The following is a 19,745-nucleotide window of genomic DNA, read 5'->3' as shown; positions in this document are numbered from 1 at the left end:
GTCTCGAGCTGCCCGGGCGGGGACCTTCTTTTGCTCACGTGCCCGTTCCTGCCCATTCTCGCTGCGCTCCAACCAGGCCCTGCAGTCACGATCCCGTCGCAGGAGCAGTCGGCCCCTTATGAAGGGGTTTCTTCGGGTGGAGGGCTGAGGTGATCAAAAAGTGATGAGCCGTCAACAGAAGGTGGTGTCTGGCTGAGGCCGGTCCAGCTGATAGGTGATCTCTCATTGACGGGAAGCTGGTGCGCTCGGTAGCTTATCGATAGTCATTATTAATGATTATCGATAACCGGGGGAACAATGAAACAAACGCGCGGGTCATCTGAAACCGGTCAAAAGAGGGTTGTGTCGAGGGTCGATGCGATCTTCCTGATGGTCGCTTCAGCGGGTGCAGCCCTCCTGACTACATGGCTGACCGTATCCAGTACCGCCGCGTTGTTTACCGGGCCGGTGACGCTGGAGCTTCCGGTAGCCACGTCACACCAGACAGCCGCCGGCCTGTCGTTGGGGGCTACTGGACACTTCAAGTCAGTGGAAGCGATGGTACCGGTTCTGCCAGCAGGGCCCGCCGAGAGTCTGGCGTGGGCCGGCGTGCTAAACCAGGTCGGGGTCCTGGCGGCCCTGGCACTGGTGTTCCTGCTGGCCTACCGGCTCCAAAGCGGGCTCCTCTTCACCGCTCGGTCTGCCCACATCGTCGGGGCAGCCGGAGTTGTGCTCGCCGTCGCGGGTATGGCCGGTCAGATTCTCGACGGCATTGGCCGAAGCCGGCTTGCCGAGATGATCAGCGCCAACGCCAGGGCTGCGGGGGAGTCCCAGATCTTTTCGGCTGAAATCAACCTCACCCCATTCATCGTAGGTATCGCCCTCCTTCTGATCGCGGGAGTCTTCGAGTGCGGCCGGCGGCTCCAGAAAGATACCGAGGGCCTTGTCTGATGCCGTCTGAGGAGCCGTCGAACATTCACTGCCGCCTGGATGACCTGCTGGCGGACCGCCACATGACGCTGACAGAGCTGAGCAAGCGCGTCGGAGTCAGCCTGGTAAACCTGTCGGTGCTCAAGAACGACCGCGCGAAGGCCATCCGGTTCTCGACCCTCACCGCCATCTGCGAAGTGCTCGATTGCCAGGTCGGTGAGCTGCTAACGGTCGCGCGCGAGCCGTGACTCGGCCCAACCAGGACTTCCGGGATCGCTTTCAAGTGCCGGTACGCTGCGCCCAGAGTATAAGGACGGATGCCCGGGATCGGGCTCAGCCGACGGGGGAGCGGCTGTGCCGGATGTATGCACTGGATGCCGGCAGCCACATCAGTACTGCCCCGGCAAGACTGAGAATCAGACCCGCAACGACCAGGACATCGTTCAGGGCACCAATGGCACCGGTAATGGACAGGACAGCCACGGCGGTCAGCACATTCCTGGCCCAGCGTCTGCCCCGCAGCAGGCTGAACGCAGCCCAGCATTGCAGTGCCGTGAACAGGAGAAGCATTCCCATGCTGACCGCGAACGAGGATGAGGCCTGCGGCCGAAGGAACATCACGATGGCCGGAACGACACCGGACACGAGGGCACTGGCCAGCCAGAAGTACGATGATGCGCGAAGGACCTGAGGCGCATTGCCTGTCTCCCTGTCGTCGACACGGTATGCCATTGTGAAGTCCCCAATCTTCAGTGAACGTGCGGCAGCTGTGGCCGCGAAGTCCCCAGAATACATGCCTGCTTGACTTCTAAATCTATATAGCTAGATTTATGCCATGGAGAACTTGGGACGCATCACTCCCGCTACAGCGTTGGTCCTTGAAGTGCTGCTCTCGGCAGAGAGTGTGTGGGGTTTGCAGATCGTGAAAGACGTCGGAAAGAAGCCCGGCACTGTTTACCCGATCCTGGACCGTCTTGAATCGGCGGGCTGGATTGTGGGGGAGTGGGACACCACCGAGGATCGCAAAGGGCCGCGCCGGAGGTATTACCGCCTGGTCTCCGATGCCCGGCCACTGGCCCAGGACTACGTGAACACCCAAAACGCAAAGGCTCCATCGTCGCCGTCGCGGCCGTCGCCTGCCATGAACGAGGGCATGTGGTGCGGAGCATGAGGTCCACCGAGTTGGTCCTGGCTGTATGCGTGGCGTTGACTCCGGAGCGTCTCCGGCCGTTGCGCGAAGAACAATGGAGGGCTGACCTGCGGGACGGCCCGGACCTGGGCATCTCGGAGTTCTCACTTTTGGTCGGGGCGCTTTGCTCCTCCAGCATTGCCAGGTTTCACGAATCAATGCACCGCGGCAGCGTCCTGCTGTCGCATCTGACAAGGGGGAAAAACATGAAGATTGCAATGGGCTTGCTCGGCCTAGGCGTGGTCGCTGTCGGAGGGACCGTCCTCGGCATCAACGCGGCACAGCCAAAGACTGACTACGCGGCTGTGGCGGAATCCAGGACGGTGGTCATGGGGTACGAAGGCTGGTGGAATTCAACACCGGCAGACGGCAGCGGGAAAGATCTGCCCAAGGAAACCGTGGCTGTGAACACCACCACCGGACAGATCGTGGACGCCTTCAACAGGGCAAAGAACGATGCTCACCAGCCCACCTCGGTCTCGGATGTCCACTTCGACGTCGTGCCTGATCCGAGCTGGCCGGCAAAATCAGTGGTCATCATTGATACCGCGACAGGAAAGGTCATTGAAAGCTTTCCGGTGGATGACAAGGGCAGGCCGATACTCAAAACCCCGTAAGACGGCTGGCTGATTCCCTGTATCGGCGCTCAATCCAGCAGATTGACAGTGAACCGGATGCCATAGTCGAGGAGACGCTCCGAGGCCAGATCGATGAGTTCCTGGGCCTGCGCAGTTGGTGTTGTCGCGCAATCCAGCTGAATGCACACAGAATGCCCGGCGGTCTCGGGGTACGCGCGCAGCAGGCCCTCATCGAGGACGAACATCGCGTAGTTGTTGATTTTCTCGCTCAGTTGTCCGAGGTGTTCGGGGGCGTCCGACCATGCACGCTCTTCGATCATAATGAGCTTGTACTCGTCACTTGAGGGGTCGTGTGTAACGAGGTCGATCACGTTCGGTTCGTGGATTCCGGCCACGTTGGTGCTCCTATCGGGAGAAAGCGGGATTGGTGGCAAGAGAATCGGTTCTGGATCACATGAACATTAATCGGCCACCCGAATCCTACTGCCGACGCGGTTTTCTTCCCTGGATGAGACCTATTCCTGAAAGCGGGCCCTACGCTCCGCGGGCGTTAACTCGGCAAAATAGCGCTGCCTGTCATCGTCTGCGTTGTAGTAGACATACCTGTGCGAACTATTGATGACCTTGTTGTTGAACCAGTTCGCCGTGTCTTTGCTTGCCGGAATCGTATAGTCCTCAAAGTGTCTGCCGGAGATCAGTAAACCGACCTGAGGACTTAGCGGCACGACGAATAGGGGTTCATCATCGCCCCGCGGCTGTCCCGTGAATACCTCGTGGTAGTTGGCGACCGGGTTGTCGCTGGTCAAGAGCTGGCGGTCCTCGAAGCGCACGGTACCCCAACCGCGACGATAGATGTCGCGCGTCATACCTTCGAACATGCTGTGCATCGTTCGGATGTGAAAGTTCTTGATGATGTGGGGGTTCCGCGACAGGATTTCTGCTGAGTGTCCCCGGAGAGCGGCAGGGGCGGCCGGGTCTCTGAAACGATGCTCAAGCAGCTGTGAAACTCCACTCGCTATCACGTCCCTAATTTGCGTGGTTCTCAGCGCGGACATTGCAATCCACAGGGCCACGTACTCGCGGTCCTGCTCTGTTATCGGATCGTCAGGCGAGTTCAGGATCTTTTCAATGCTTCGTGCGGCCGGCGTTTCAACATTCCTTCCAAGAAGTTCTGTTTCCCAAAACAGAGACTCCTCTTCGTTTTGCAGCCGCAACGTATAAAAGTCAGATTGAGCTGTCGCCCGCGAAGCAGCCACGTCAGTAATCAACCTGGTCTGCTTGTCGTACTGCCAGAGCTTCCCTTGACTGTTAGCAAAACGCTTCAAGTAGGACCGCTGAACCGTGTGCTGGTTGCGGTGCTGACTTCGTCCGGAGGGCATCAAAACATGATGTCACGGTATCCAGAGGACCGCCCTGCCCGGTCGGTGCCAGTTAGGGAATTCCTGCTGGCTCCGGTACGTTGCAGTCGCCGACCATCAACAGAGAAGAGATGCACCTTCGTGGCAACCGATTACGACGAACTGCGCACCGACGTCAAGGAGTCCCGGGAGGACTCCTTGGAGGCCCTCAAAACAGCCAACGCGCCCGACGCCAAGTCCGTGGTGCAGGAGCTGGACGAGGCTGATGCCTTCGACGGCCTGACTCCTGGTGGTGAGTTCATTGCCGAAGAGCTCGTTGTGCAGGTGATTCCGCAGGCAGACGACGAGTTCACGTGTTACTCCTGCTTCCTGGTCCGGCACCGTTCGCAGAAGGCCCGTGAGAAGGACGGCCATGCCTACTGCATCGAATGTGAGGGCTGAGAAGTTTTGGCCAGCTGTCCCGGACCACATCTGGGACAGCATCCGTGAGGAATTCATGCTGCCCACGGCGGCAGACCTTGAGGTCCATTTCCAGGAGCTCAACCAGCCCGATGCCATGCAGTGTGCAGTGCGGGTGTTCATCGGGGAAGGGACGTTCTGCCCGGGCTTCCAACTCCGCGACGGAGTGTTCAACGAGTCGGTGCTGCGGCTGTTCAAGCAGGCCCTTGAGTTGAAGATCCCGCACAATGTGTTCGCGGCCTGGATGGTCAGCCCGGTGCCCCCGCCGGCCAGCAGCCGACCAGTCGACATGCTCGACAACATGCCCCTGCTCCAAAACACACTGAGTGCCTTCGTCGATCAGTACCGGCCGGTCGAGAAGCGCCGCTGACCGGTTTACCGACACTTCCCGTATGGTTGCCCGTCGTGCTGAACACGAGAAATCAGGGCAGGAACACATATAGTTCCTGCCCTGATTTCCTTTATTGGCACGCTCTGACTCTGCAGCTTAGGGTGGGACTTATCAGCACCAGCCGCTGGCCCCCCATATTCGGCTGGTGCTGACTGCTTGGCCGCTTAGTGCGCTGCCTTATACTTTTCGAGAATCTCCTGCTGGATACGACCGCGGGTGTTTACCTTGAGGCCGTTATCCAAAGCCCACATCCGAACTGCTTTGGTATCCACCCCGGAACCGCCGACTTTGCGTCCCGCCGGACGTCCACGGCCGCCGGATATCCTGCGGCCGGCATTGGCGAAGCGTTCCAAGGCTGAACGCAGCTCGCTGGCGTGAGCCTCATTCAGGTCAATTTCGTATTCCGACCCGTCAAGGCCGAAGGTGATGGTTTCATTGGCTTCCGTGCCGTCAAGGTCATCGGAAAGAATTACTACTGTTTTCTGGGCCATGAATTAAGGCTATCAGTTTATCGAGCGAGTGAATGCCTTATCTCTCGGGGTGCTCCAGAAGCGGAAGCCTCCGGCCCAAGAATGGTCCTGCAATCACGGGGCACTTGCCTTTACGAGGCCCGGGCATTCGTTGCTGATGCCGAATTACAGCAGTTCAGCTCTACAGCCGCACCATACTGGGTGGAATCAAGGCGGCAATATCACTGATCTCCTCCGCCAAGTCAGTGCTTAGACGGTAACCATCGGCTTTACGAGTCAGGAATTTGATCGCAGCAGTCTTGCGTCTGACCTTCGTGGTCTCCTTCAACCATTCGGGGTATGAGATCAGTTCAAGCGCCAGTTCCTTCTTCCGGCCGCCAAAGTCTTGTTCGTACTCATACACTTTTTCTGCGATCCTTCGGTTTGCCAGGGGAAAAACATATGCGCTCAAAAGGGCGGGATGTGCTTCGCCGAGGCTTGCATCGGCGAGAATGCGCGGAGCGAGAACGCCACGCTTGTTTCGGGACTCGGCACGGTACTCCGGAGAATCAACCAGGGCTGCTGCCGCGTCGGCTATATACCGGCGTTCCCTCTCCAGGCTTTCCTGTTGCTCGGCGTCTTCACCGGCCTCGGACTCCGACTGCGCCGCATACAACTCGCTCAGGAAAGAGTCAGTCCATTCCGTTTGTGCGTGCCAGACATAGGCAAGGCCCTGGGCGACCCATGTTATCGAGACACCCTCCGTGGAACCATCGTGCGGTTGGGCGCGGCCAACAACCCGCTTCGCTGCGTCAGGCAGGTCCTCGTCATCACCGACCAGCTCGGCCACAAGCCCATTCAGATCAAAAGGCACTGCACTGACACTGACAAATGACGATCCTACCCGGGCAGCGACAGACACCACTTCGCTGGCAGAAAGTTGTTTTCCGTCCAGCGCGACGTAATTTTCACCTTCAAACTTCGCCCCAGGAAGAAACAACAGACCTGCCTCGTCGGCCTGGGTTGGAATACTGGCGGCAACAGCGGTCAATTCGGCCGAGGTGTAGGTGAAAGTCATGGTCAAATACTAAGAGACGCGTCAGACACTATTTTCTGATGCAGACAGTTAGCGTATGGCATCCTCAGCCATATCCTTTTCCATCTCCCTATGGCTGGGAATGCCCGCAGCGAGGCGACATATATGATGGCCCGGTGTCCAACGAAGCAAACCAGCCCCGTTTTCTGACCTTGGCCCAGGTCGCCGACGAGTTGAACGTAAAGCAAAGCCTCGTTCAAGGTCTCATCAGGACGGGGGATTTGCGTGCTTTTCAGGTCGGTGGCAGGGGCATGTGGCGCATTGGCCGCCAGGACGTTGAAGACTACATCGCTCAGGCCTACCGCCGCACGGCGGAGCGCATCGCCGCCGGCGAGCTCGACGACGGAGCTGAATCCGAGGCTCAGGAGTAGCTAGTTTTCTTGACCTGCAGTCAGAGGCCCGCACGGGACCAACGGCTGTCTTGTTTTTTAAGAGCAAACGTAGGGACGTCCAGGCGTTGGAGCGCCACCGAGTTGGAGTGCCTTTTTCACGAGCTGAACGTATAAAGACTCTTCTCAAGTCCTACACCAATTTTCCCGATGAGTTGAACCGCTCATAAATCGCCACCACTTTGACTGACCGAGTAAACCCGCGGATGTACGCGCGGGAATTGCCGGAGCTCGTGTGGTCTGCAACGGATATCGCGGTTAGACTCCGGATACGACATTAGGGGGAAATGTGGTTAGTCTCACGGCGCTTCCATACTGGGCCCGGGTCGGATCCGCGGTCGGCTTGATGGGGACTGGCTATTTCGTCGCTTCGGCGCTGACTTCCGTGATCACCGGGGCCGGAGCGGACAACGTTTTTTTCGATCTGCTCCTCGCCGGTGCTTTTGCACTCCTGACGACGGCGGTCTTGGCCAAGGCACGCCCGCAGCACGCCTCCAGTGACCGCCGGCCCGGCCCCCTGGACTATTGAGCGCCACTGGCCATCGCAGTTCGCAAGCGCGCGCAAGCAAAGCCAAGGCCCGGTCAGCCGAACATGCTGTGCTGCTCGTGGTCCTGCTTCTGGGCGCACCGCCACTCACTGCCTGTTACAAGGTTTCGTGTGCCACCCTGCTGGTACCGAGCACTCTGACGGTTGAATTCCGGTCCCTGCCGCAGCCCCTTGAGGGGCTCGAATTCGAGGTCGACTGTCCGGGCAAGAGCGAATGCTACGACAGGGCCGCAGGGGAGCTGTTCAACGCCGCGACCGATCATGAAGTCCAAGTCTGGCCCGGAATCACCAAGGTACACATCGTTGTCTTCGAAAAAGGTGGGCAAACCCCGATATCTGAAACAACCGTAGATCCCGTGCCATGGGATCCGCCGATCAAGCCCAACAGTTGCCCCACCCCGAGCAGGGCCACGGTCACGCTGTAGATTGCCCGCCGGCGGGTGGGATGTCGTTGAACGACGATTGAGGGAGCTACGCTGATGCCGTGGAACGCGTGCTGCTGGACCAGGTAATCCAGACCGACTACGGGCAATTGGACTTGGCCTGGGAAGAGGACGGGTTCTTTGACGGCGACTTTGAGCGCATGTACCGGGGACAGGTCAACGGTTTGGTGGGCGCTGCCTATCCGAACGGGGTGCACGTCAACCTCGCCAGGCGATCGGGCGGCTCATCTGTTCGCGTGGTCCTGCTCGACGCTGCACCGGGAACTCTTGACGGACAGTGGGAGGACGTCGTCGAGGTATCCATCACGCTTCCGGAAGGCCGTGAGATGGTGTGGAGTAGTTGGGCGGGCGAGAGCACCGGGTCGTTAGGCATTCCGCCTGGTTCCTATCGGCTGCGTGCAAGTGCCAAGGGGCGGGACGAAGGACAGGCTGGGGAGTTCGCTGAAGGCACCGTCGATGACTATCTTCTACAACTGTGGCCCGCAGACTGGGAGCCGGATGCCATACTCCGCGTCGGAAGCCAGGACGCCAGGTACTGGCATCAAGAAATTGGCAGCCGACGGTAGGGGTTCGGCCCTCTGACCTTCGCTGGCGTAGCAACACTGCGGACACGGCTGGCGGCTCCGTCATACTCTCGGTGGCCGGGCGCACCATGTCAAACAGTCCTTAAGTCGAACGACGACAGGCTGTAGTCTGATGCTTCACCAGCCAACCACCTGGTGGGTCCATCAAGGTCAGGGGGCAATATGTCGGGTAAGTACGAGCTTTATTCAGACCAGTCGAGCGGGTTCAGGTTCCGGTTGAAGGCCTCCAACGGCGACATCGTGATGACCTCCGAGAGCTATAAGACCAAAGCCTCAGCGGAGCAGGGGCTTGAGCGCGCTCAGAGGACTGCTACAACAACTCGTGTTGTCGACCTGACTGCGGCCGTTTCCGAATAGCCCTGACGTGTGCGGTTCTGTACTCAGCAGAAAACTGTAGAGATCGCAGGCTGCCTCATCCATTCCACCGCTCGCCGTTGCCTCCCGGGCGTTTCCTGCCCTGCCGCCAGCCGGGGATGAGCTTATTGAGTTGTTTCTGCTTGGCAGCCGTGAGCTTCCCGGCCCGGTAGTCGATGCGCTGGGTGTGCAGCCAGACACCCAGTGTGCGCTCTTCCTGGTCGTCGGTCTTGTTGTGGCGGGGCCACTCGTTGCCGGCGGCCAAGTACGCTGTCACTTCGCCTAGGCGCTGCGTCCAGCGAACTGCGTCGGCTTCGCGCTTCGTCGGGTAGTCCCGCCAGCCGGGGACCTGATCAAGGGCCGCAGCGTAGACGGGGGAGAGGTTGCCGGCAGCTGCACGCTTGCGTTGTCGCGCCAGCCACCCGGCCAGCGTCGATTCATGTTTCGAGCGCCCAACGACGGGCAGCCGGCCCTCACGCTCATAGAAGGCGACAATGTCTTGGGCGTTTCGCTGGCCTACATCTGTCTCTCTTGGGGCAGGAGCAGGCAGCGCTGATTTATGGGCAGCCCGCAGGTTCGGATCCTGCTTGGCTGCGATCGCCAGGTGGTAGCGCACAACTGACTCAGCAACTCCTGCGCCAGCTGCGATCTTGGGTGCAGGGATGCCCTGCCGGTACATCAGCAACCACTCAGGGTGCGGTGCAGAACGCTTGATCTGCGTCATGGAGCGAGGGTTCTCCGTACGGAGTGCACGGTATCGGGGGCGGACCTCTGCATAAGCAGAATCTACCGCTGGCTTCCTGGCTGGCCGTAGCCGCGAAGACTTCGTCGATGCTCGTACTCGCGTTCCTGCTGGGAGCGCGTCTCAAAGGCCTCGTCGTACAGCGGGGTAAGGAAGGGAACCGGCAGTTCTGCGCGCATCCACTGCCAAACTGGATATTTCTTTGCGCTGTAGGGAACATCCATATGTGCGTCATCTGCCGCCGGAACGTCTTCTCCCAAGTCACCAAAGTTCAGATCGTTGAAGATTTCGATGACTTCCCAAGGCCAATCGCACCGCTTGGCAAAGTGCACTTCGCCGTCCCGAGCGAGACCAACGAGGAAAAACTCGTGGACCCAAACCACGCTGGTCCTGGGTGCGGGTAAGTGGGCGACTTGAATCCGCATGTCCCAATGGGCACCGAACGCTTCCCGTAAAGGCAGTGTTTTGTCATAACCCTGCCCTGCCTTTTCCAAGTCCAGGGTCAGCTCATCCATGAGCCCGGAGTACTCTTCGACAAATGAGTTGCCCTCAGCGTCGTGATGCTGGTCGGCCACAGTAAGGATCCTTTACGGCTCGGGGGCGCTCCAACTACTCAATGCTATTCGCTCGGTCCCGCCGCTGCCCCTACCCGGAGAGGATGGAGGGCGGCGTTTCGATCGGCACAGCCGATCCGGTTCTGGCAGGGAAAGCCGTCTTCGGCGCTCTAGCTCAGCGGGAGAGCACCCGGCGTTCTGACTGCCCGCGGTTCGACTCCACAGCGCCTGTGCCTGCGCCCTTTTCTTGGCGCGCGCGCATGCATCCCCGGGAGGGCGGATCCAGGCAACAGGTCACGTTCGATGGTCGCCCTCCGGACGGCACGAGCACGGCGACGCACGGGAGGTCACGGGTTCGATTCCCGTGCGCGCCACAGATTCACCCTGTCCTGATTCACCTTGACCCATCAGCCCAGGAGGGCACTGCCATGACTGACACCATCACGCCTACCTTCCTCGACATCGTCAAAGACGACGGTACGGCTGACGCTGACACGCTCTGCTGCTCTTCGGAGCGCCACCGGATCCTCGGTGGCAAGAGCGCGCGCATGCTGCGCCCGGGCGACCGGGTCGCCCTGCGCGACCTGAACCCTGACCTGGACGGCGGCACGGCCGTGGTCGCGCAGGTGCGGTCCTCGGTAGACAGCACCGTCCATGTGCTGACCGCCGGCGGGGAGGCGCACCTCGTCCGCGGCTCGCGCCTGGTCCTCGTCACCCGCGATCCCCGGCAGCACTGACCCGGCAAGGAAACAGCCGTGCACAAAGGACCCATCAGCAACGGCATGCTGCTCAACATGACGCCGGAGCAACGCAAGGCACTCAGTGGCGGTCTCAGCCCCGAGGTGCGCAGGACGCTTGCGCACATCGCCTCGCTCGGTGCCGAGCACGAGACCAAGAGGGCCGCCGAGCAGTTTAACGCAGGCCGCCGCGTCTGGGCCGGAACAGGCCCGACCACGCCCGGTCCCTGAACCGGCTCGCTGCTGAGCTCGCCGGCGAGCCCGACGGCGTCCTCATTGTCGAACCCATCGACTCCGGATCCGTCGCGGCAGGTAACTGATCTCTCTGACAGGACCCCTGGCACCGAGCGCATCGCTCAGGGCCAGGGGTCCTGTCTTTCTCTTTCCGGAACAGCCAGCGCAGCTGGCTCGGGCGTGCCCGTGGAGAAGCACGCCTGCCACCCCGGGCAGAGCGCCCGACGACCACTCCAGCAAGGAATCCCACCATGAAGCGCACCCCCTCCGGATCTGTCTTCGGCAGCCTCATCGCCGCCGTGCTCTGTATCGTCACGCTGACCGGCTGTGAGGACCTGCCGATGGCCCCCGGCGTCCCGGGTACACCGTCAACCAGCACTGCGGCAGCCCAGGACCCGGCACAGGTGTCCTCGGGCAAGCCAGCGACCGTGGAGACCAAGGTCATCCGCGTCATCGACGGCGACACCGTCGCCGTGCAGCCGGTGGCCCGCGTGCTCGAGGTGACTGACACCCGCGGTGACGTCCCCGAGCACACAGTCAGGCTCCTGGGCATCGACGCCCCGGAGATGAACCACCACAAGGACGCCGGGACCGAGTGCGGTGCGAAGGCGGCCACTGATCACCTCGGCGGCATCCTGCCGCAGGGCATGCCAGTGACCATCGAGTTCGACCCCGGGGCAGACAGAACTGACCGTTATGGCCGGTCGCTGGCCTACGTCACCACCCCGGCCAACAACGACGCCGCAGGACAGCAGGTCACCGACGGCTACGCCATGCCCTGGTTCCCCAAGGGCGAGCCGGAGCCCCAGCGGATCCCCGAGTACCGGACGGCGGCTGACAACGCCGTGGCCCTGCACGCCGGTGCGCACTCACAGTGCTCCTCCATCGGCCGCGGCTGAGCTGCTGCACTTACAGACTACGAACCAGGAGAACCACATGCCCATCCCTACAGCACCCTCTGAGCTGGACGAACTCCAGGTCGGCGACAAGGTCCTCGTCAAGAGGGTCCTCGACCACCCCGCCTGGATGAAGCAGGTCCCGTGCGATCCCCGCAATGGCTCCACCACGAAGTACGTCCTCGACCCACAGGTCGTGGAGGAGCTGGGGGTGAGCAGCGTGATGGACCGCCGGGCGGTACCCGCGATCGCAGCTGCCGGCAACTGGCCGGGACGTGAGGCGCACACGCTGGTCCGCCTCCCCAACGGCTTCTGGTACGACTGCGCCACCGGCCTGCAGGACGGGTCCGGATCCACTCGCATCGAACGCATGCACTGAGCTTGAACAGAGCCCGGCGCGGGGGAGAGCCCCTGGTGCCGGGCTCGTCTCTTTCCTCGCGGCTCGTCAGATCGGCACAGCCGATCCGGATCTGGCCTCGAAGGACGGCACGCGCTCCTTCCCGACCAGAAGGAGCAGACGATGCGCCACGACGACCACAAGTGCAGCCTGGCCCAGCTGGAGCGGGCGCTCGAGGTGCTCGACGGCAAGCTGAAGCGCCTGGGGCTGAACGCCCCGGTGCAGATCCGTGCGATCGGCGGTTTCGCGCTCATGAAGTACGGCATCCGCGCTGCCGACCGTGCGTTCACCGTCGACATCGACAGTGTCACAGCTGATATCGCGCCAGAGGTCATGGCGGCCATCCACGAGGTGGCCGACGAACTGAACCTGGAGCGCGACTGGATCAACAACGACAACGTGATGGACGGCGACGACGCTGAGCTCGTGGCCTCGATTTACCAGGCACGCTGGATCGACGACGACACGGCGTACGAGTGCATCAGGCTGCAGCTGGCCAGCATTCCCACATTGACCCGCGCCAAAATCATCGCCGCGGACACCGCCGAGTTCTCCGGCCGTGCACAGGACCTGCCGGATCTCCTGGAGCTGCTCCGATTCCAGGGCATCACCACGGCTGCCCGGTTCGATGCTGCCTACCCGGATCCGTACGAGGAGTACCCTGCCGCCCGCGAGGCCGTGCACGGGCACTTCGCCGCAGACAGGACGTTCGCCTGAAGAAGACCCCACCGCGGGAGCCCATGCTCCGGACGGTGGGGTCTCTTTTTTCTGCGTCCGAAGGCTACTGCTGGTCGGAATCTTCGGAGTTGCCTGCGTCGTCGATGTCCTTCATCCGCTGTTCCAGCCGGGTTGCGTGGGCCTGCTTGGCTTTCCGGTAGACCTTGACGCCACCGGAGATGACAAGACCGGCAACCACCACGACCCCCGCCGCGATCAGGTCCTCTGTACGGGCATCCTGCTTTCCTGCGTGATACCCCTTGCCATAGACCGCGCTTCCCGCCACGAGTTCCTCCCCTTTTGAATTCTGAATTTCGGCGAAAGCCTATCCCAGAGGGTGTGCGGGGCGGATATGTGTCGATCCGGGATCGCCGGCGCTTTGCCGGCGAGGACCTGTGGAAGTTTCTTGTTGTTCTTCTTCTTCGTTTTTCAGATGCAACCGGTGGAGGTGACAGCGGAGCTGTCACGGAGGAGTCATCGACGAAGGACGGCCTGCAGCACAGCGCCGTGCCCCACAGGATTCCGAGGAGAACCACCATGAGCACCATCGCCGCACCCATGCAGGACGCGCTGCCGTTCGACTTCGGCTCGGATCTTCTCGTTGCCAGCGCACCCGTCTACGACGAGCAGGCCCGCCAGGTCGATCGCGAGCTGTGCCAGCGCTACTTCACCGGATGGTGCGGCACGGCGTTCCTGGCCGATGGCACGGCCACAGAACACCGCAAGATCACCTTCGCGGACTTCCAGGCGGCCGCCCGCCGTCTGGCCGAGGGCTAAAGAACCAGCGCAGCTGATCCAGGTCCGGCATCGAACAAACGACTTATCAAACAGGAGGGGATCACTGTGTCCACTGCCACCACTTCCGAACCAGTGCCCGAGCTGGACCATGAGGCTGAAGCTCAACGCGTCGCCGTCGTCCACCGGCTCGCGATGGGCAAAGCCTTTCATCCGGAGCTGCGACGTGCCGAGGGGCAGGTCCGGGTCCAGCTCGCGGCCGCCGTCATAGCGATGGACGAGGTCGAGGACCGCATCGCCGCCGTCATGATTGCCGAGCGAGCACGCCCCAATGGTGTGGGACAGGCTTTGATGCTTGCAGCCGAGTCGTGGGCCAAGGCGCAGGGCGCTGCTTATGTGTCGTTGGCAAGCCGTCGTGCCGGTGATTTCTATCTTGCCCTCGCGTACGAGGATGCAGCGACCTTCTTTAAGAAGCCACTCAATGCCCAATAAGGCGCCGAGCGATGGACCCACACGTGACGGCCGGTCAATGATGCCGCACTCCAAAGGACAGGGCAGCGGAGTGGTGCCCTTGGGCGGGCGGGCAGCCCGAGACTGGCAATGGTCAGAATTCACCTGCCCTCAGTTCCAGGAACTATGAGATCTGCCCGGAGACGTGTCTTATCGGCGGCGAAGAATTTGTCCTCCTCGGCCATCCAACGATGCCAAAGTTTCCGGTGACTTTCTCCATCTCGATCTATGCCGCGTCGCAGACGCTCATCCTTTGAAGCCTCCACCCATATCGCGATGGCAATTTTGCTGATGCTTTCGCGTCTGGTGGACGTGACTCCTTCGATGAGCACCGCCGGAGACCAGTTCACCGTTGCCCACGCTCCCAAGGAATCACCGAACTCATCGCGCCCCCAATCCCTTTGCTGATAGTGGGCTGATTGCGCGCTAAGTAGAGGGTTCAGGACCCGTTCCTCGAACCTGGGCCACCAGCCAGCAAGATTGTTCCAGGAAATGAAGTCATCAATTGGGATGACAGGGGCGTTAGCAAGGGAGCGACTTCCCCGGCCAACGTGCTCTTGCCGGACCCGGAAGGCCCATCAATTCCCACGATCTTGATGCCGTGAAGGGCGGGTGCACTCAGCACCGCTTTCTGGATGTTCTGCAAGGCGTACTAGTCCAGCATTGGTAGGACGGAAACCGCATCCATCGCCGGTAGAAACAAGCAGGCTGCGAATGGCTGCATGTTGACTTCGAGGACCACTGGAGAGCGGTATTCACGTTATGATCCTCCGGGCTCATTGAATGTGCCTGTCAGCCGGCAATGGCGGTTGAATCACCCCCCGCCCAGCTAGCGAAGCTCCCTTCCGGCGCGCCCGGTGCGCCACCAAAGTGTCTTCGATGAAGGCGTTGACCCGCCCGTCCCAGATTACGTTGACGAAGGCTACGAGCCCCTGATGGTAGCGCGCGGTGACCCATCCCAGGCAGAGGCGGCGAGAGCCGATCAGTCCAATCGTCGTCAAAATACGCATGGTTGAAGCCTTCGGCGTGCAAATGATTGATATCTTCGTTCCGAAACGCCCCACGCCATTCCAAAGTGATGGTCACGCTGAACAGCATTGCAGCGGGCAGACACCTCGTCCCCCAAGCGTTTGGGATCCTGCTTGGCGGGCGGAGTCTGCCTCGTTGGTAGCGGCCATTCACGGGATTCCGCATATTGCTCCTGAAGGGGTTGCGGGCGCGTCGTAGCGGATGGAGTTGGGATGATTGGCTAAGGGGGTGACCGTGATCTTCATGTAGGGGAACATCGGAAAGCTGCTGAGAACACCATGCAGCTCGTCGTTGGTTGCGACGTCGAACACCGAGTAATTGGCGTACTCGCCGACAACCCGCCATATTGACGCAAGGCGGCCTTCATGTTGCAGCTGCTGGGAATATTCCTTCTCCAGTCCCTGCAAACGGACGACGTCCGCTTCTGAAAGATGCGGTGGGAACTGCACGTCCATCCGCGTCAAGAACAGCATTCTTCTTCCCTCCTTGATGGTCGAGGCTAGGACAACCTGTATTTAGCGAGCTTGTCCTCGTCGATCTCAGCTCCCACTCCGGGAAGATCGCGAACGGAAATCGTGCCACCCCTGATCCTGAGTGGATCGGCGAGCAGGTCATCGGACATATCTAAGAAATTGGACAGTTCTCCGGCCTGGCGGCTTGTGGCCTCGTGGGCGGCACCGAATGTTACTGTCGCGAGCGAGCCAACCTGAGTATCGATCTGGTTGCCCATGATTACGTCGATCCCAAGTCCCGTGCAGAGCCCCAGAATCTGGCTTGCCTCAGTGAAACCTGATCGCGCGGTCTTGATGCAGATGGCATTACAACCGCCGGAAAGGAGCTCCCGAGATGCGTCCCCTGCCGTGGGGACGGATTCGTCCCCCACCACAGGGATAGGTGACTTGTCGACTAGGCGCCGGCGGCTCATTGCTTCCTTGGCATCACATGGCTCCTCGAGCCGGGTGAGTCCCAGCCCCTCGGTGCGGCGTAGTACCTCGAGAGCCTCGTTGGCGGTCCAGCCCCGGTTGGCGTCCAGGTAGATTTCCACATCGTCGCCGAGGCCCTCGCGCAGTACGTTGCATGCTTCCACATCAAGTTTCAGCGGCCGTCGGCCCACTTTCAGTTTGAACGTGGTGATGCCGTATTCCTCGCCGAACCGCAGGGCCTCGTCCAGGAGTTCGTGGGGGGGCCGGAAGCCTAGCATGTGGCTGACCCGCATCCTGTCGGTAAATCCTCCCAGGAGTCTGTGGACGGGCGTTCGGAGTGTCTTTCCGATCGCATCCCACACCGCAATATCCACCGCGCCTTTCGCAACCTGGTTGTGGATGGTCCGTCCCAGCACCGCATGGATCTGTGCCCTGTCTGTGACCTCCAGACCGATCAATTGCGGGGCGAAGGTCATCCCTATGATGGCCCCGATAGACTCTTGGGTCTCGCCGTAGGTATACGGGCGGGGAGGTGCGTCTGCAATACCTACAACACCATCGTCGGTGTACAGGCGTACCAGGACGTGGTCAGCATTTACGACCTCACCGCTGGCAAACTTGAGAGGATGCGTATAGGGAATGGAGTAGGGAATCACTTCAATCCGTTCGATTTTCAACGGCACGGCACCTTTCATGTGTTGCGGGGAAGGGTCATGGTAGACGGGGCAATGCTGCAGGCGCTGGGCATAGCGATGGAAATCCGCTGAAGGAGTTTCGTGATTCCGTTATCAACCCACAACGCTGAAGGCCTCACGGCCAGCAGGCTGGTAGGGAATGAATTCGCCGCTTCAGAAGTGCCCGGAGCCTTCCGGTCCGGGGCGCTTCATCTGGACCGCCGGCCTTGACCGGGGCAGGCGCGTCAGCTGCTTACTTGGACTCCCCGACGCGGGCGAGAACGTAGTCGTAGACAGCTTCCTCGCCAGCTACGCCATCGATGCGCGGTTTGGGGTCGAGAATCAGTTCGGGCTTGACTGCGGAAGCGATGTCGTCGGTGTTGTGCGGGTCTCCGGGGAAGTAGAGCTGCTGGGTCACCGGCTGGAATCCGGGGGCAGAAGCCTTGATGTGGATATGGGCCGGTCGCCAGGCGTGCCACCCCGCTGCGCTGATAAGCTGTCCGCACGCTCCGTCAGTAGGGATCTGGTATGGAGCGGGACGCATGGTGTTAATGGTGAAGTGGCCTTCGTTATCCGCCTTCACCGTTGCGCGGAAGAGCCACTCTGGAAGGCCCGGTGCATACTGCGAGTAGAAACCGGCCGCATCGGCGTGCCAGATTTCAATCTGTCCGCCCTGGATCGGGTTGCCGGCGGTGTCGGTGAAGCGGCCCCTGAAACGCAGTGGCGTTCCCTCCTCATACTCCCGCATCTCGACGGTGGCGGGGGATTCGAGCACGGGCGAGTCCGGGACGTAGTAGGGGCCTTCGATGGTTCCCCTGGTGCCGGGCCGGTCGTGGGAGTTGACGTCCTCAACGGTGTGTTCGAGCCACACGTCGAGGAACAGTGGCCACTCGCCGTCGGTTCCGACCTTGATCAGCCACGCCTTCAGCACGTTGTATTCCTCGTACGTGACATGGTGTTGTTTGACGATTTGATTGGCAGCCTCGATGAGGTCGCCGGCCAGCAGGTTTACGCGCTCCTTGGACACCCCGATGCTTGCAACCTTGCCAGAGGCCGCGAAGCGCTCAGTGGCCTTTGAACCGGCCTCTACAGCAGTTCCCTCATGTTCTGTACGGGTGTCGTTCTGAACTTCAGTCATGGTGATCTCCACTCATCTTTGTAGCGGGGGACGGGCAGGGCTTTCATCTGTCGTGAAGAGCCGCGGCAACGGGAGCGCGCGGACCTAGGCTTCACGTGACATCCAACCTCAGATTAGGCGGCGCATAAGGACGCAACAAATATTGATTGGCGTCCAATTATGTCAAGAGAGTTACCTAAACCAGCCCTTGGTCGAACCTAGGGATTTGCCTGATGTGAGAGCCATCGCCCTGAGCCAGACTGGCTCGCATACATGTTTCCTTCGGCAGGAGCCAATCGTCTTCGAGACGCCGCCCGCCAGCCCCAATCTCTCCGAAGAAGGAGTACGTCATGACCGAGAACCTGAGCCGGGTCCGGGAGGTCCTTGCAGACGCCGTGATCGATGATCGTGAAAACGGCGTCATCCGGGCCAAGCGCGAAATCTTCACCGATCAGGAGATCTTCGAACTCGAGATGAAGCACATCTTCGAGGGCAACTGGGTTTACCTGGCGCACGAGTCCCAGGTTCCCAACGTGGGGGACTACTTCACCACCTACATCGGACGCACGCCCGTTGTGATCACGCGGGACAAAGACGAAAAGATCAACTGCATCGTCAATGCCTGCTCCCACCGGGGCGCGATGCTGTGCCGCCGCAAGACGGACAACCGCACCACCTTCACGTGCCCATTCCATGGCTGGACCTTCAAAAATTCAGGCGAGCTGCTGAAGGTCAAGGACTCCCGCAATGCCGGGTATCCGGAGACCTTTAACAAGGAAGGCTCCCACGACCTCACCAAGGTGGCCCGCTTCGACTCCTACCGCGGATTCCTGTTCGGCTCGCTCAATGCCGATGTCCTCCCGCTTGAAGAACACCTGGGAGACGCCACCAAGGTGATCGACTCTATCGTGGACCAGTCACCCGAAGGGCTTGAGGTCCTGCGCGGGTCCTCGACCTACACTTACGACGGGAACTGGAAGGTCCAGGCGGAAAACGGGGCAGACGGCTACCACGTAACCGCTGTTCACTGGAACTACGCAGCAACAACGGCACGCCGCAGCGCCGGCGACTCAGCCAACAAGACCAAAGCCATGGACGCCGGAAAATGGGGCAAGGTCAAAGGCGGGTTCTATTCCTACGACCACGGCCACCTGCTGCTGTGGCAGGAATGGACCAACCCCGAGGACCGCCCGCTGTGGGACCGCCGCGACGAACTCGTCGAGAAGTACGGCGAGGAAATGGCGAACTTCATGATCAACATCTCCCGCAACCTTTGCCTATACCCGAATGTCTACATCATGGACCAATTCTCCTCGCAGATCCGGCACTTCCGTCCGATCTCCGCCGACCAGACCGAAGTCACCATTTACTGCATCGCCCCTAAAGGTGAGTCCCAGGAGAACCGGTCCAAGCGCATCCGCCAGTACGAGGACTTCTTTAACGCCACCGGCATGGCCACTCCCGATGACCTCGAAGAGTTCCGCTCCTGCAACAAAACCTACTGGGCCACCAGTGCCCCGTGGAACGACATGACCCGCGGCTCCACCCACGAGATCCAAGGCCCGGACGAACAGGCACAGGCGTTGGGCATGACCCGGGTCATCGCCTCAGGTTTGCGGACAGAAGACGAAGGCCTGTACCCGATCCAGCATGGGTACTGGAAAGAAGTCATGGACAAGGCCCTGACCGAGGAAGAGCGTTCAGCGCTGGAATCCATGCCCGTCACTGCCTGAT

General features: G+C 60.8%; 30 protein-coding genes. 19 read left to right on the top strand and 11 right to left on the bottom strand.

Features of this window, described 5'->3' with window-relative positions; all coding sequences use genetic code 11:
• Positions 1 to 342 precede the first annotated feature (342 nt).
• Together AC1DLO_RS01150 and AC1DLO_RS01145 are read left to right on the top strand one after the other, a co-directional pair.
• Positions 343 to 930 (top strand): hypothetical protein, encoded by a 588-nt coding sequence (locus tag AC1DLO_RS01150; RefSeq protein WP_476888497.1) that lies wholly within the window; start codon positions 343 to 345, stop codon positions 928 to 930.
• Positions 930 to 1,157, top strand: coding sequence for a helix-turn-helix domain-containing protein (locus tag AC1DLO_RS01145; RefSeq protein ID WP_476888496.1), 228 nt, complete (start codon positions 930 to 932; stop codon positions 1,155 to 1,157). Before AC1DLO_RS01150 ends, AC1DLO_RS01145 begins: the two co-directional genes overlap by 1 nt.
• 85 nt (positions 1,158 to 1,242) lie before the next feature.
• On the opposite strand, the gene AC1DLO_RS01140 is transcribed toward AC1DLO_RS01145, so the two are convergent.
• Positions 1,243 to 1,641, bottom strand: a complete 399-nt coding sequence (locus tag AC1DLO_RS01140) for a hypothetical protein (RefSeq protein WP_476888495.1) — start codon at positions 1,639 to 1,641, stop codon at positions 1,243 to 1,245.
• A gap of 103 nt (positions 1,642 to 1,744) precedes the next feature.
• On the opposite strand from AC1DLO_RS01140, the gene AC1DLO_RS01135 reads away from it, so the two are divergent.
• Together AC1DLO_RS01135 and AC1DLO_RS01130 are read left to right on the top strand one after the other, a co-directional pair.
• Positions 1,745 to 2,080: a PadR family transcriptional regulator gene (locus AC1DLO_RS01135; protein ID WP_476888494.1), complete on the top strand. Its 336-nt coding sequence runs from the start codon at positions 1,745 to 1,747 to the stop codon at positions 2,078 to 2,080.
• 224 nt (positions 2,081 to 2,304) lie between these two features.
• Positions 2,305 to 2,715, top strand: a complete 411-nt coding sequence (locus tag AC1DLO_RS01130) for a hypothetical protein (RefSeq protein ID WP_476888493.1) — start codon at positions 2,305 to 2,307, stop codon at positions 2,713 to 2,715.
• Between the two features lie 29 nt (positions 2,716 to 2,744).
• Here the strand turns inward: AC1DLO_RS01130 and AC1DLO_RS01125 are convergent, their stop codons facing one another.
• The gene (locus tag AC1DLO_RS01125) at positions 2,745 to 3,071 is read right to left on the bottom strand and encodes a DUF6572 domain-containing protein (RefSeq protein WP_476888492.1); all 327 of its coding nucleotides are present in this window, start codon (positions 3,069 to 3,071) and stop codon (positions 2,745 to 2,747) included.
• A 120-nt stretch (positions 3,072 to 3,191) separates the two neighbouring features.
• A complete protein-coding gene (locus AC1DLO_RS01120) occupies positions 3,192 to 4,055 on the bottom strand; it encodes a DUF4238 domain-containing protein (RefSeq protein WP_476888491.1) in 864 nt (287 codons plus the stop codon).
• 120 nt (positions 4,056 to 4,175) lie between these two features.
• Here AC1DLO_RS01120 and AC1DLO_RS01115 point away from each other — a divergent pair, with 120 nt between their 5' ends.
• Positions 4,176 to 4,475, top strand: a complete 300-nt coding sequence (locus AC1DLO_RS01115) for a DUF4193 domain-containing protein (RefSeq protein ID WP_476888490.1) — start codon at positions 4,176 to 4,178, stop codon at positions 4,473 to 4,475.
• Positions 4,447 to 4,863, top strand: a complete 417-nt coding sequence (locus tag AC1DLO_RS01110; protein ID WP_476888489.1) for a hypothetical protein — start codon at positions 4,447 to 4,449, stop codon at positions 4,861 to 4,863. Before AC1DLO_RS01115 ends, AC1DLO_RS01110 begins: the two co-directional genes overlap by 29 nt.
• Positions 4,864 to 5,048: 185 nt before the next feature.
• On the opposite strand, the gene AC1DLO_RS01105 is transcribed toward AC1DLO_RS01110, so the two are convergent.
• Together AC1DLO_RS01105 and AC1DLO_RS01100 are read right to left on the bottom strand one after the other, a co-directional pair.
• A complete protein-coding gene (locus AC1DLO_RS01105) occupies positions 5,049 to 5,375 on the bottom strand; it encodes a histone-like nucleoid-structuring protein Lsr2 (RefSeq protein WP_476888488.1) in 327 nt (108 codons plus the stop codon).
• A gap of 160 nt (positions 5,376 to 5,535) precedes the next feature.
• Entirely contained in the window at positions 5,536 to 6,411 is an 876-nt protein-coding gene (locus AC1DLO_RS01100; protein ID WP_476888487.1) for a hypothetical protein, read from the bottom strand.
• Positions 6,412 to 6,545: 134 nt separating this feature from the next.
• Here AC1DLO_RS01100 and AC1DLO_RS01095 point away from each other — a divergent pair, with 134 nt between their 5' ends.
• The 5 genes from AC1DLO_RS01095 to AC1DLO_RS01075 all read left to right on the top strand — a co-directional run bounded on the left by AC1DLO_RS01095 (position 6,546) and on the right by AC1DLO_RS01075 (position 8,749).
• Positions 6,546 to 6,800, top strand: coding sequence for a helix-turn-helix domain-containing protein (locus AC1DLO_RS01095; protein WP_476888486.1), 255 nt, complete (start codon positions 6,546 to 6,548; stop codon positions 6,798 to 6,800).
• A gap of 307 nt (positions 6,801 to 7,107) precedes the next feature.
• Positions 7,108 to 7,347 carry a hypothetical protein gene (locus AC1DLO_RS01090; RefSeq protein ID WP_476888485.1) on the top strand — a complete coding sequence of 80 codons (240 nt, stop codon included), beginning with the start codon at positions 7,108 to 7,110 and terminating at the stop codon, positions 7,345 to 7,347.
• Positions 7,344 to 7,790: a hypothetical protein gene (locus tag AC1DLO_RS01085; RefSeq protein ID WP_476888484.1), complete on the top strand. Its 447-nt coding sequence runs from the start codon at positions 7,344 to 7,346 to the stop codon at positions 7,788 to 7,790. The genes AC1DLO_RS01090 and AC1DLO_RS01085 overlap by 4 nt, the downstream gene beginning before the upstream one ends.
• Positions 7,791 to 7,849: 59 nt before the next feature.
• Positions 7,850 to 8,374: a hypothetical protein gene (locus AC1DLO_RS01080; RefSeq protein WP_476888483.1), complete on the top strand. Its 525-nt coding sequence runs from the start codon at positions 7,850 to 7,852 to the stop codon at positions 8,372 to 8,374.
• A gap of 180 nt (positions 8,375 to 8,554) precedes the next feature.
• Positions 8,555 to 8,749, top strand: coding sequence for a YegP family protein (locus AC1DLO_RS01075; protein WP_387448326.1), 195 nt, complete (start codon positions 8,555 to 8,557; stop codon positions 8,747 to 8,749).
• A gap of 55 nt (positions 8,750 to 8,804) precedes the next feature.
• Here the strand turns inward: AC1DLO_RS01075 and AC1DLO_RS01070 are convergent, their stop codons facing one another.
• Both AC1DLO_RS01070 and AC1DLO_RS01065 read right to left on the bottom strand, forming a co-directional pair.
• Positions 8,805 to 9,470 carry a helicase associated domain-containing protein gene (locus tag AC1DLO_RS01070; protein ID WP_476888482.1) on the bottom strand — a complete coding sequence of 222 codons (666 nt, stop codon included), beginning with the start codon at positions 9,468 to 9,470 and terminating at the stop codon, positions 8,805 to 8,807.
• Between the two features lie 62 nt (positions 9,471 to 9,532).
• Positions 9,533 to 10,063 carry a hypothetical protein gene (locus AC1DLO_RS01065; protein ID WP_476888481.1) on the bottom strand — a complete coding sequence of 177 codons (531 nt, stop codon included), beginning with the start codon at positions 10,061 to 10,063 and terminating at the stop codon, positions 9,533 to 9,535.
• Between the two features lie 407 nt (positions 10,064 to 10,470).
• Between AC1DLO_RS01065 and AC1DLO_RS01060 the strand changes: the two genes are divergently transcribed.
• From AC1DLO_RS01060 to AC1DLO_RS01040, 5 genes are all read left to right on the top strand, one after another.
• Positions 10,471 to 10,779, top strand: a complete 309-nt coding sequence (locus AC1DLO_RS01060; RefSeq protein ID WP_476888480.1) for a hypothetical protein — start codon at positions 10,471 to 10,473, stop codon at positions 10,777 to 10,779.
• A gap of 18 nt (positions 10,780 to 10,797) precedes the next feature.
• Positions 10,798 to 11,010: a hypothetical protein gene (locus AC1DLO_RS01055; protein WP_476888479.1), complete on the top strand. Its 213-nt coding sequence runs from the start codon at positions 10,798 to 10,800 to the stop codon at positions 11,008 to 11,010.
• A 254-nt stretch (positions 11,011 to 11,264) separates the two neighbouring features.
• On the top strand, positions 11,265 to 11,912 hold the full coding sequence (locus AC1DLO_RS01050; protein WP_476888478.1) for a thermonuclease family protein: 648 nt from the start codon (positions 11,265 to 11,267) through the stop codon (positions 11,910 to 11,912).
• Between the two features lie 37 nt (positions 11,913 to 11,949).
• Entirely contained in the window at positions 11,950 to 12,288 is a 339-nt protein-coding gene (locus AC1DLO_RS01045) for a hypothetical protein (protein WP_476888477.1), read from the top strand.
• Between the two features lie 141 nt (positions 12,289 to 12,429).
• Positions 12,430 to 13,023 carry a hypothetical protein gene (locus AC1DLO_RS01040; protein ID WP_476888476.1) on the top strand — a complete coding sequence of 198 codons (594 nt, stop codon included), beginning with the start codon at positions 12,430 to 12,432 and terminating at the stop codon, positions 13,021 to 13,023.
• A 64-nt stretch (positions 13,024 to 13,087) separates the two neighbouring features.
• Here AC1DLO_RS01040 and AC1DLO_RS01035 read toward each other — a convergent pair whose 3' ends face one another.
• A complete protein-coding gene (locus AC1DLO_RS01035) occupies positions 13,088 to 13,309 on the bottom strand; it encodes a hypothetical protein (RefSeq protein WP_476888475.1) in 222 nt (73 codons plus the stop codon).
• A gap of 251 nt (positions 13,310 to 13,560) precedes the next feature.
• Between AC1DLO_RS01035 and AC1DLO_RS01030 the strand changes: the two genes are divergently transcribed.
• A complete protein-coding gene (locus tag AC1DLO_RS01030; RefSeq protein ID WP_476888474.1) occupies positions 13,561 to 13,800 on the top strand; it encodes a hypothetical protein in 240 nt (79 codons plus the stop codon).
• Between the two features lie 66 nt (positions 13,801 to 13,866).
• Positions 13,867 to 14,250, top strand: coding sequence for a GNAT family N-acetyltransferase (locus AC1DLO_RS01025; protein ID WP_476888473.1), 384 nt, complete (start codon positions 13,867 to 13,869; stop codon positions 14,248 to 14,250).
• A gap of 1,196 nt (positions 14,251 to 15,446) precedes the next feature.
• Here AC1DLO_RS01025 and AC1DLO_RS01020 read toward each other — a convergent pair.
• The 3 genes from AC1DLO_RS01020 to catA all read right to left on the bottom strand — a co-directional run bounded on the left by AC1DLO_RS01020 (position 15,447) and on the right by catA (position 18,032).
• On the bottom strand, positions 15,447 to 15,770 hold the full coding sequence (locus tag AC1DLO_RS01020; RefSeq protein WP_476888472.1) for a muconolactone Delta-isomerase family protein: 324 nt from the start codon (positions 15,768 to 15,770) through the stop codon (positions 15,447 to 15,449).
• Between the two features lie 26 nt (positions 15,771 to 15,796).
• Positions 15,797 to 16,897, bottom strand: a complete 1,101-nt coding sequence (locus AC1DLO_RS01015; protein ID WP_476888760.1) for an enolase C-terminal domain-like protein — start codon at positions 16,895 to 16,897, stop codon at positions 15,797 to 15,799.
• A 250-nt stretch (positions 16,898 to 17,147) separates the two neighbouring features.
• Entirely contained in the window at positions 17,148 to 18,032 is an 885-nt protein-coding gene (catA, locus tag AC1DLO_RS01010; RefSeq protein WP_476888471.1) for a catechol 1,2-dioxygenase, read from the bottom strand.
• A gap of 329 nt (positions 18,033 to 18,361) precedes the next feature.
• Here catA and benA point away from each other — a divergent pair, with 329 nt between their 5' ends.
• Positions 18,362 to 19,744 carry a benzoate 1,2-dioxygenase large subunit gene (gene benA / locus AC1DLO_RS01005; RefSeq protein WP_476888470.1) on the top strand — a complete coding sequence of 461 codons (1,383 nt, stop codon included), beginning with the start codon at positions 18,362 to 18,364 and terminating at the stop codon, positions 19,742 to 19,744.
• The last annotated feature ends 1 nt before the right edge of the window (position 19,745 follow it).

It is taken from the genome of Arthrobacter sp. 01T419 (assembly GCF_056398865.1).
Note: the sequence above shows the minus strand (reverse complement) of the source record. Positions and strands in the feature narration are given on the sequence as shown.

Bases quoted from the DNA above. Each gene is read 5' to 3' on its own strand.
- AC1DLO_RS01145 (WP_476888496.1), top strand. From the start codon at position 930: ATGCCGTCTGAGGAGCCGTCGAACATTCACTGCCGCCTGGATGACCTG.
- AC1DLO_RS01140 (WP_476888495.1), bottom strand. From the start codon at position 1,641: ATGGCATACCGTGTCGACGACAGGGAGACAGGCAATGCGCCTCAGGTC.
- AC1DLO_RS01135 (WP_476888494.1), top strand. From the start codon at position 1,745: ATGGAGAACTTGGGACGCATCACTCCCGCTACAGCGTTGGTCCTTGAA.
- AC1DLO_RS01130 (WP_476888493.1), top strand. From the start codon at position 2,305: ATGAAGATTGCAATGGGCTTGCTCGGCCTAGGCGTGGTCGCTGTCGGA.
- AC1DLO_RS01120 (WP_476888491.1), bottom strand. From the start codon at position 4,055: ATGCCCTCCGGACGAAGTCAGCACCGCAACCAGCACACGGTTCAGCGG.
- AC1DLO_RS01110 (WP_476888489.1), top strand. From the start codon at position 4,447: ATGCCTACTGCATCGAATGTGAGGGCTGAGAAGTTTTGGCCAGCTGTC.
- AC1DLO_RS01105 (WP_476888488.1), bottom strand. From the start codon at position 5,375: ATGGCCCAGAAAACAGTAGTAATTCTTTCCGATGACCTTGACGGCACG.
- AC1DLO_RS01100 (WP_476888487.1), bottom strand. From the start codon at position 6,411: ATGACTTTCACCTACACCTCGGCCGAATTGACCGCTGTTGCCGCCAGT.
- AC1DLO_RS01075 (WP_387448326.1), top strand. From the start codon at position 8,555: ATGTCGGGTAAGTACGAGCTTTATTCAGACCAGTCGAGCGGGTTCAGG.
- AC1DLO_RS01070 (WP_476888482.1), bottom strand. From the start codon at position 9,470: ATGACGCAGATCAAGCGTTCTGCACCGCACCCTGAGTGGTTGCTGATG.
- AC1DLO_RS01060 (WP_476888480.1), top strand. From the start codon at position 10,471: ATGACTGACACCATCACGCCTACCTTCCTCGACATCGTCAAAGACGAC.
- AC1DLO_RS01050 (WP_476888478.1), top strand. From the start codon at position 11,265: ATGAAGCGCACCCCCTCCGGATCTGTCTTCGGCAGCCTCATCGCCGCC.
- AC1DLO_RS01045 (WP_476888477.1), top strand. From the start codon at position 11,950: ATGCCCATCCCTACAGCACCCTCTGAGCTGGACGAACTCCAGGTCGGC.
- AC1DLO_RS01040 (WP_476888476.1), top strand. From the start codon at position 12,430: ATGCGCCACGACGACCACAAGTGCAGCCTGGCCCAGCTGGAGCGGGCG.
- AC1DLO_RS01030 (WP_476888474.1), top strand. From the start codon at position 13,561: ATGAGCACCATCGCCGCACCCATGCAGGACGCGCTGCCGTTCGACTTC.
- AC1DLO_RS01020 (WP_476888472.1), bottom strand. From the start codon at position 15,770: ATGCTGTTCTTGACGCGGATGGACGTGCAGTTCCCACCGCATCTTTCA.
- catA (WP_476888471.1), bottom strand. From the start codon at position 18,032: ATGACTGAAGTTCAGAACGACACCCGTACAGAACATGAGGGAACTGCT.
- benA (WP_476888470.1), top strand. From the start codon at position 18,362: ATGACCGAGAACCTGAGCCGGGTCCGGGAGGTCCTTGCAGACGCCGTG.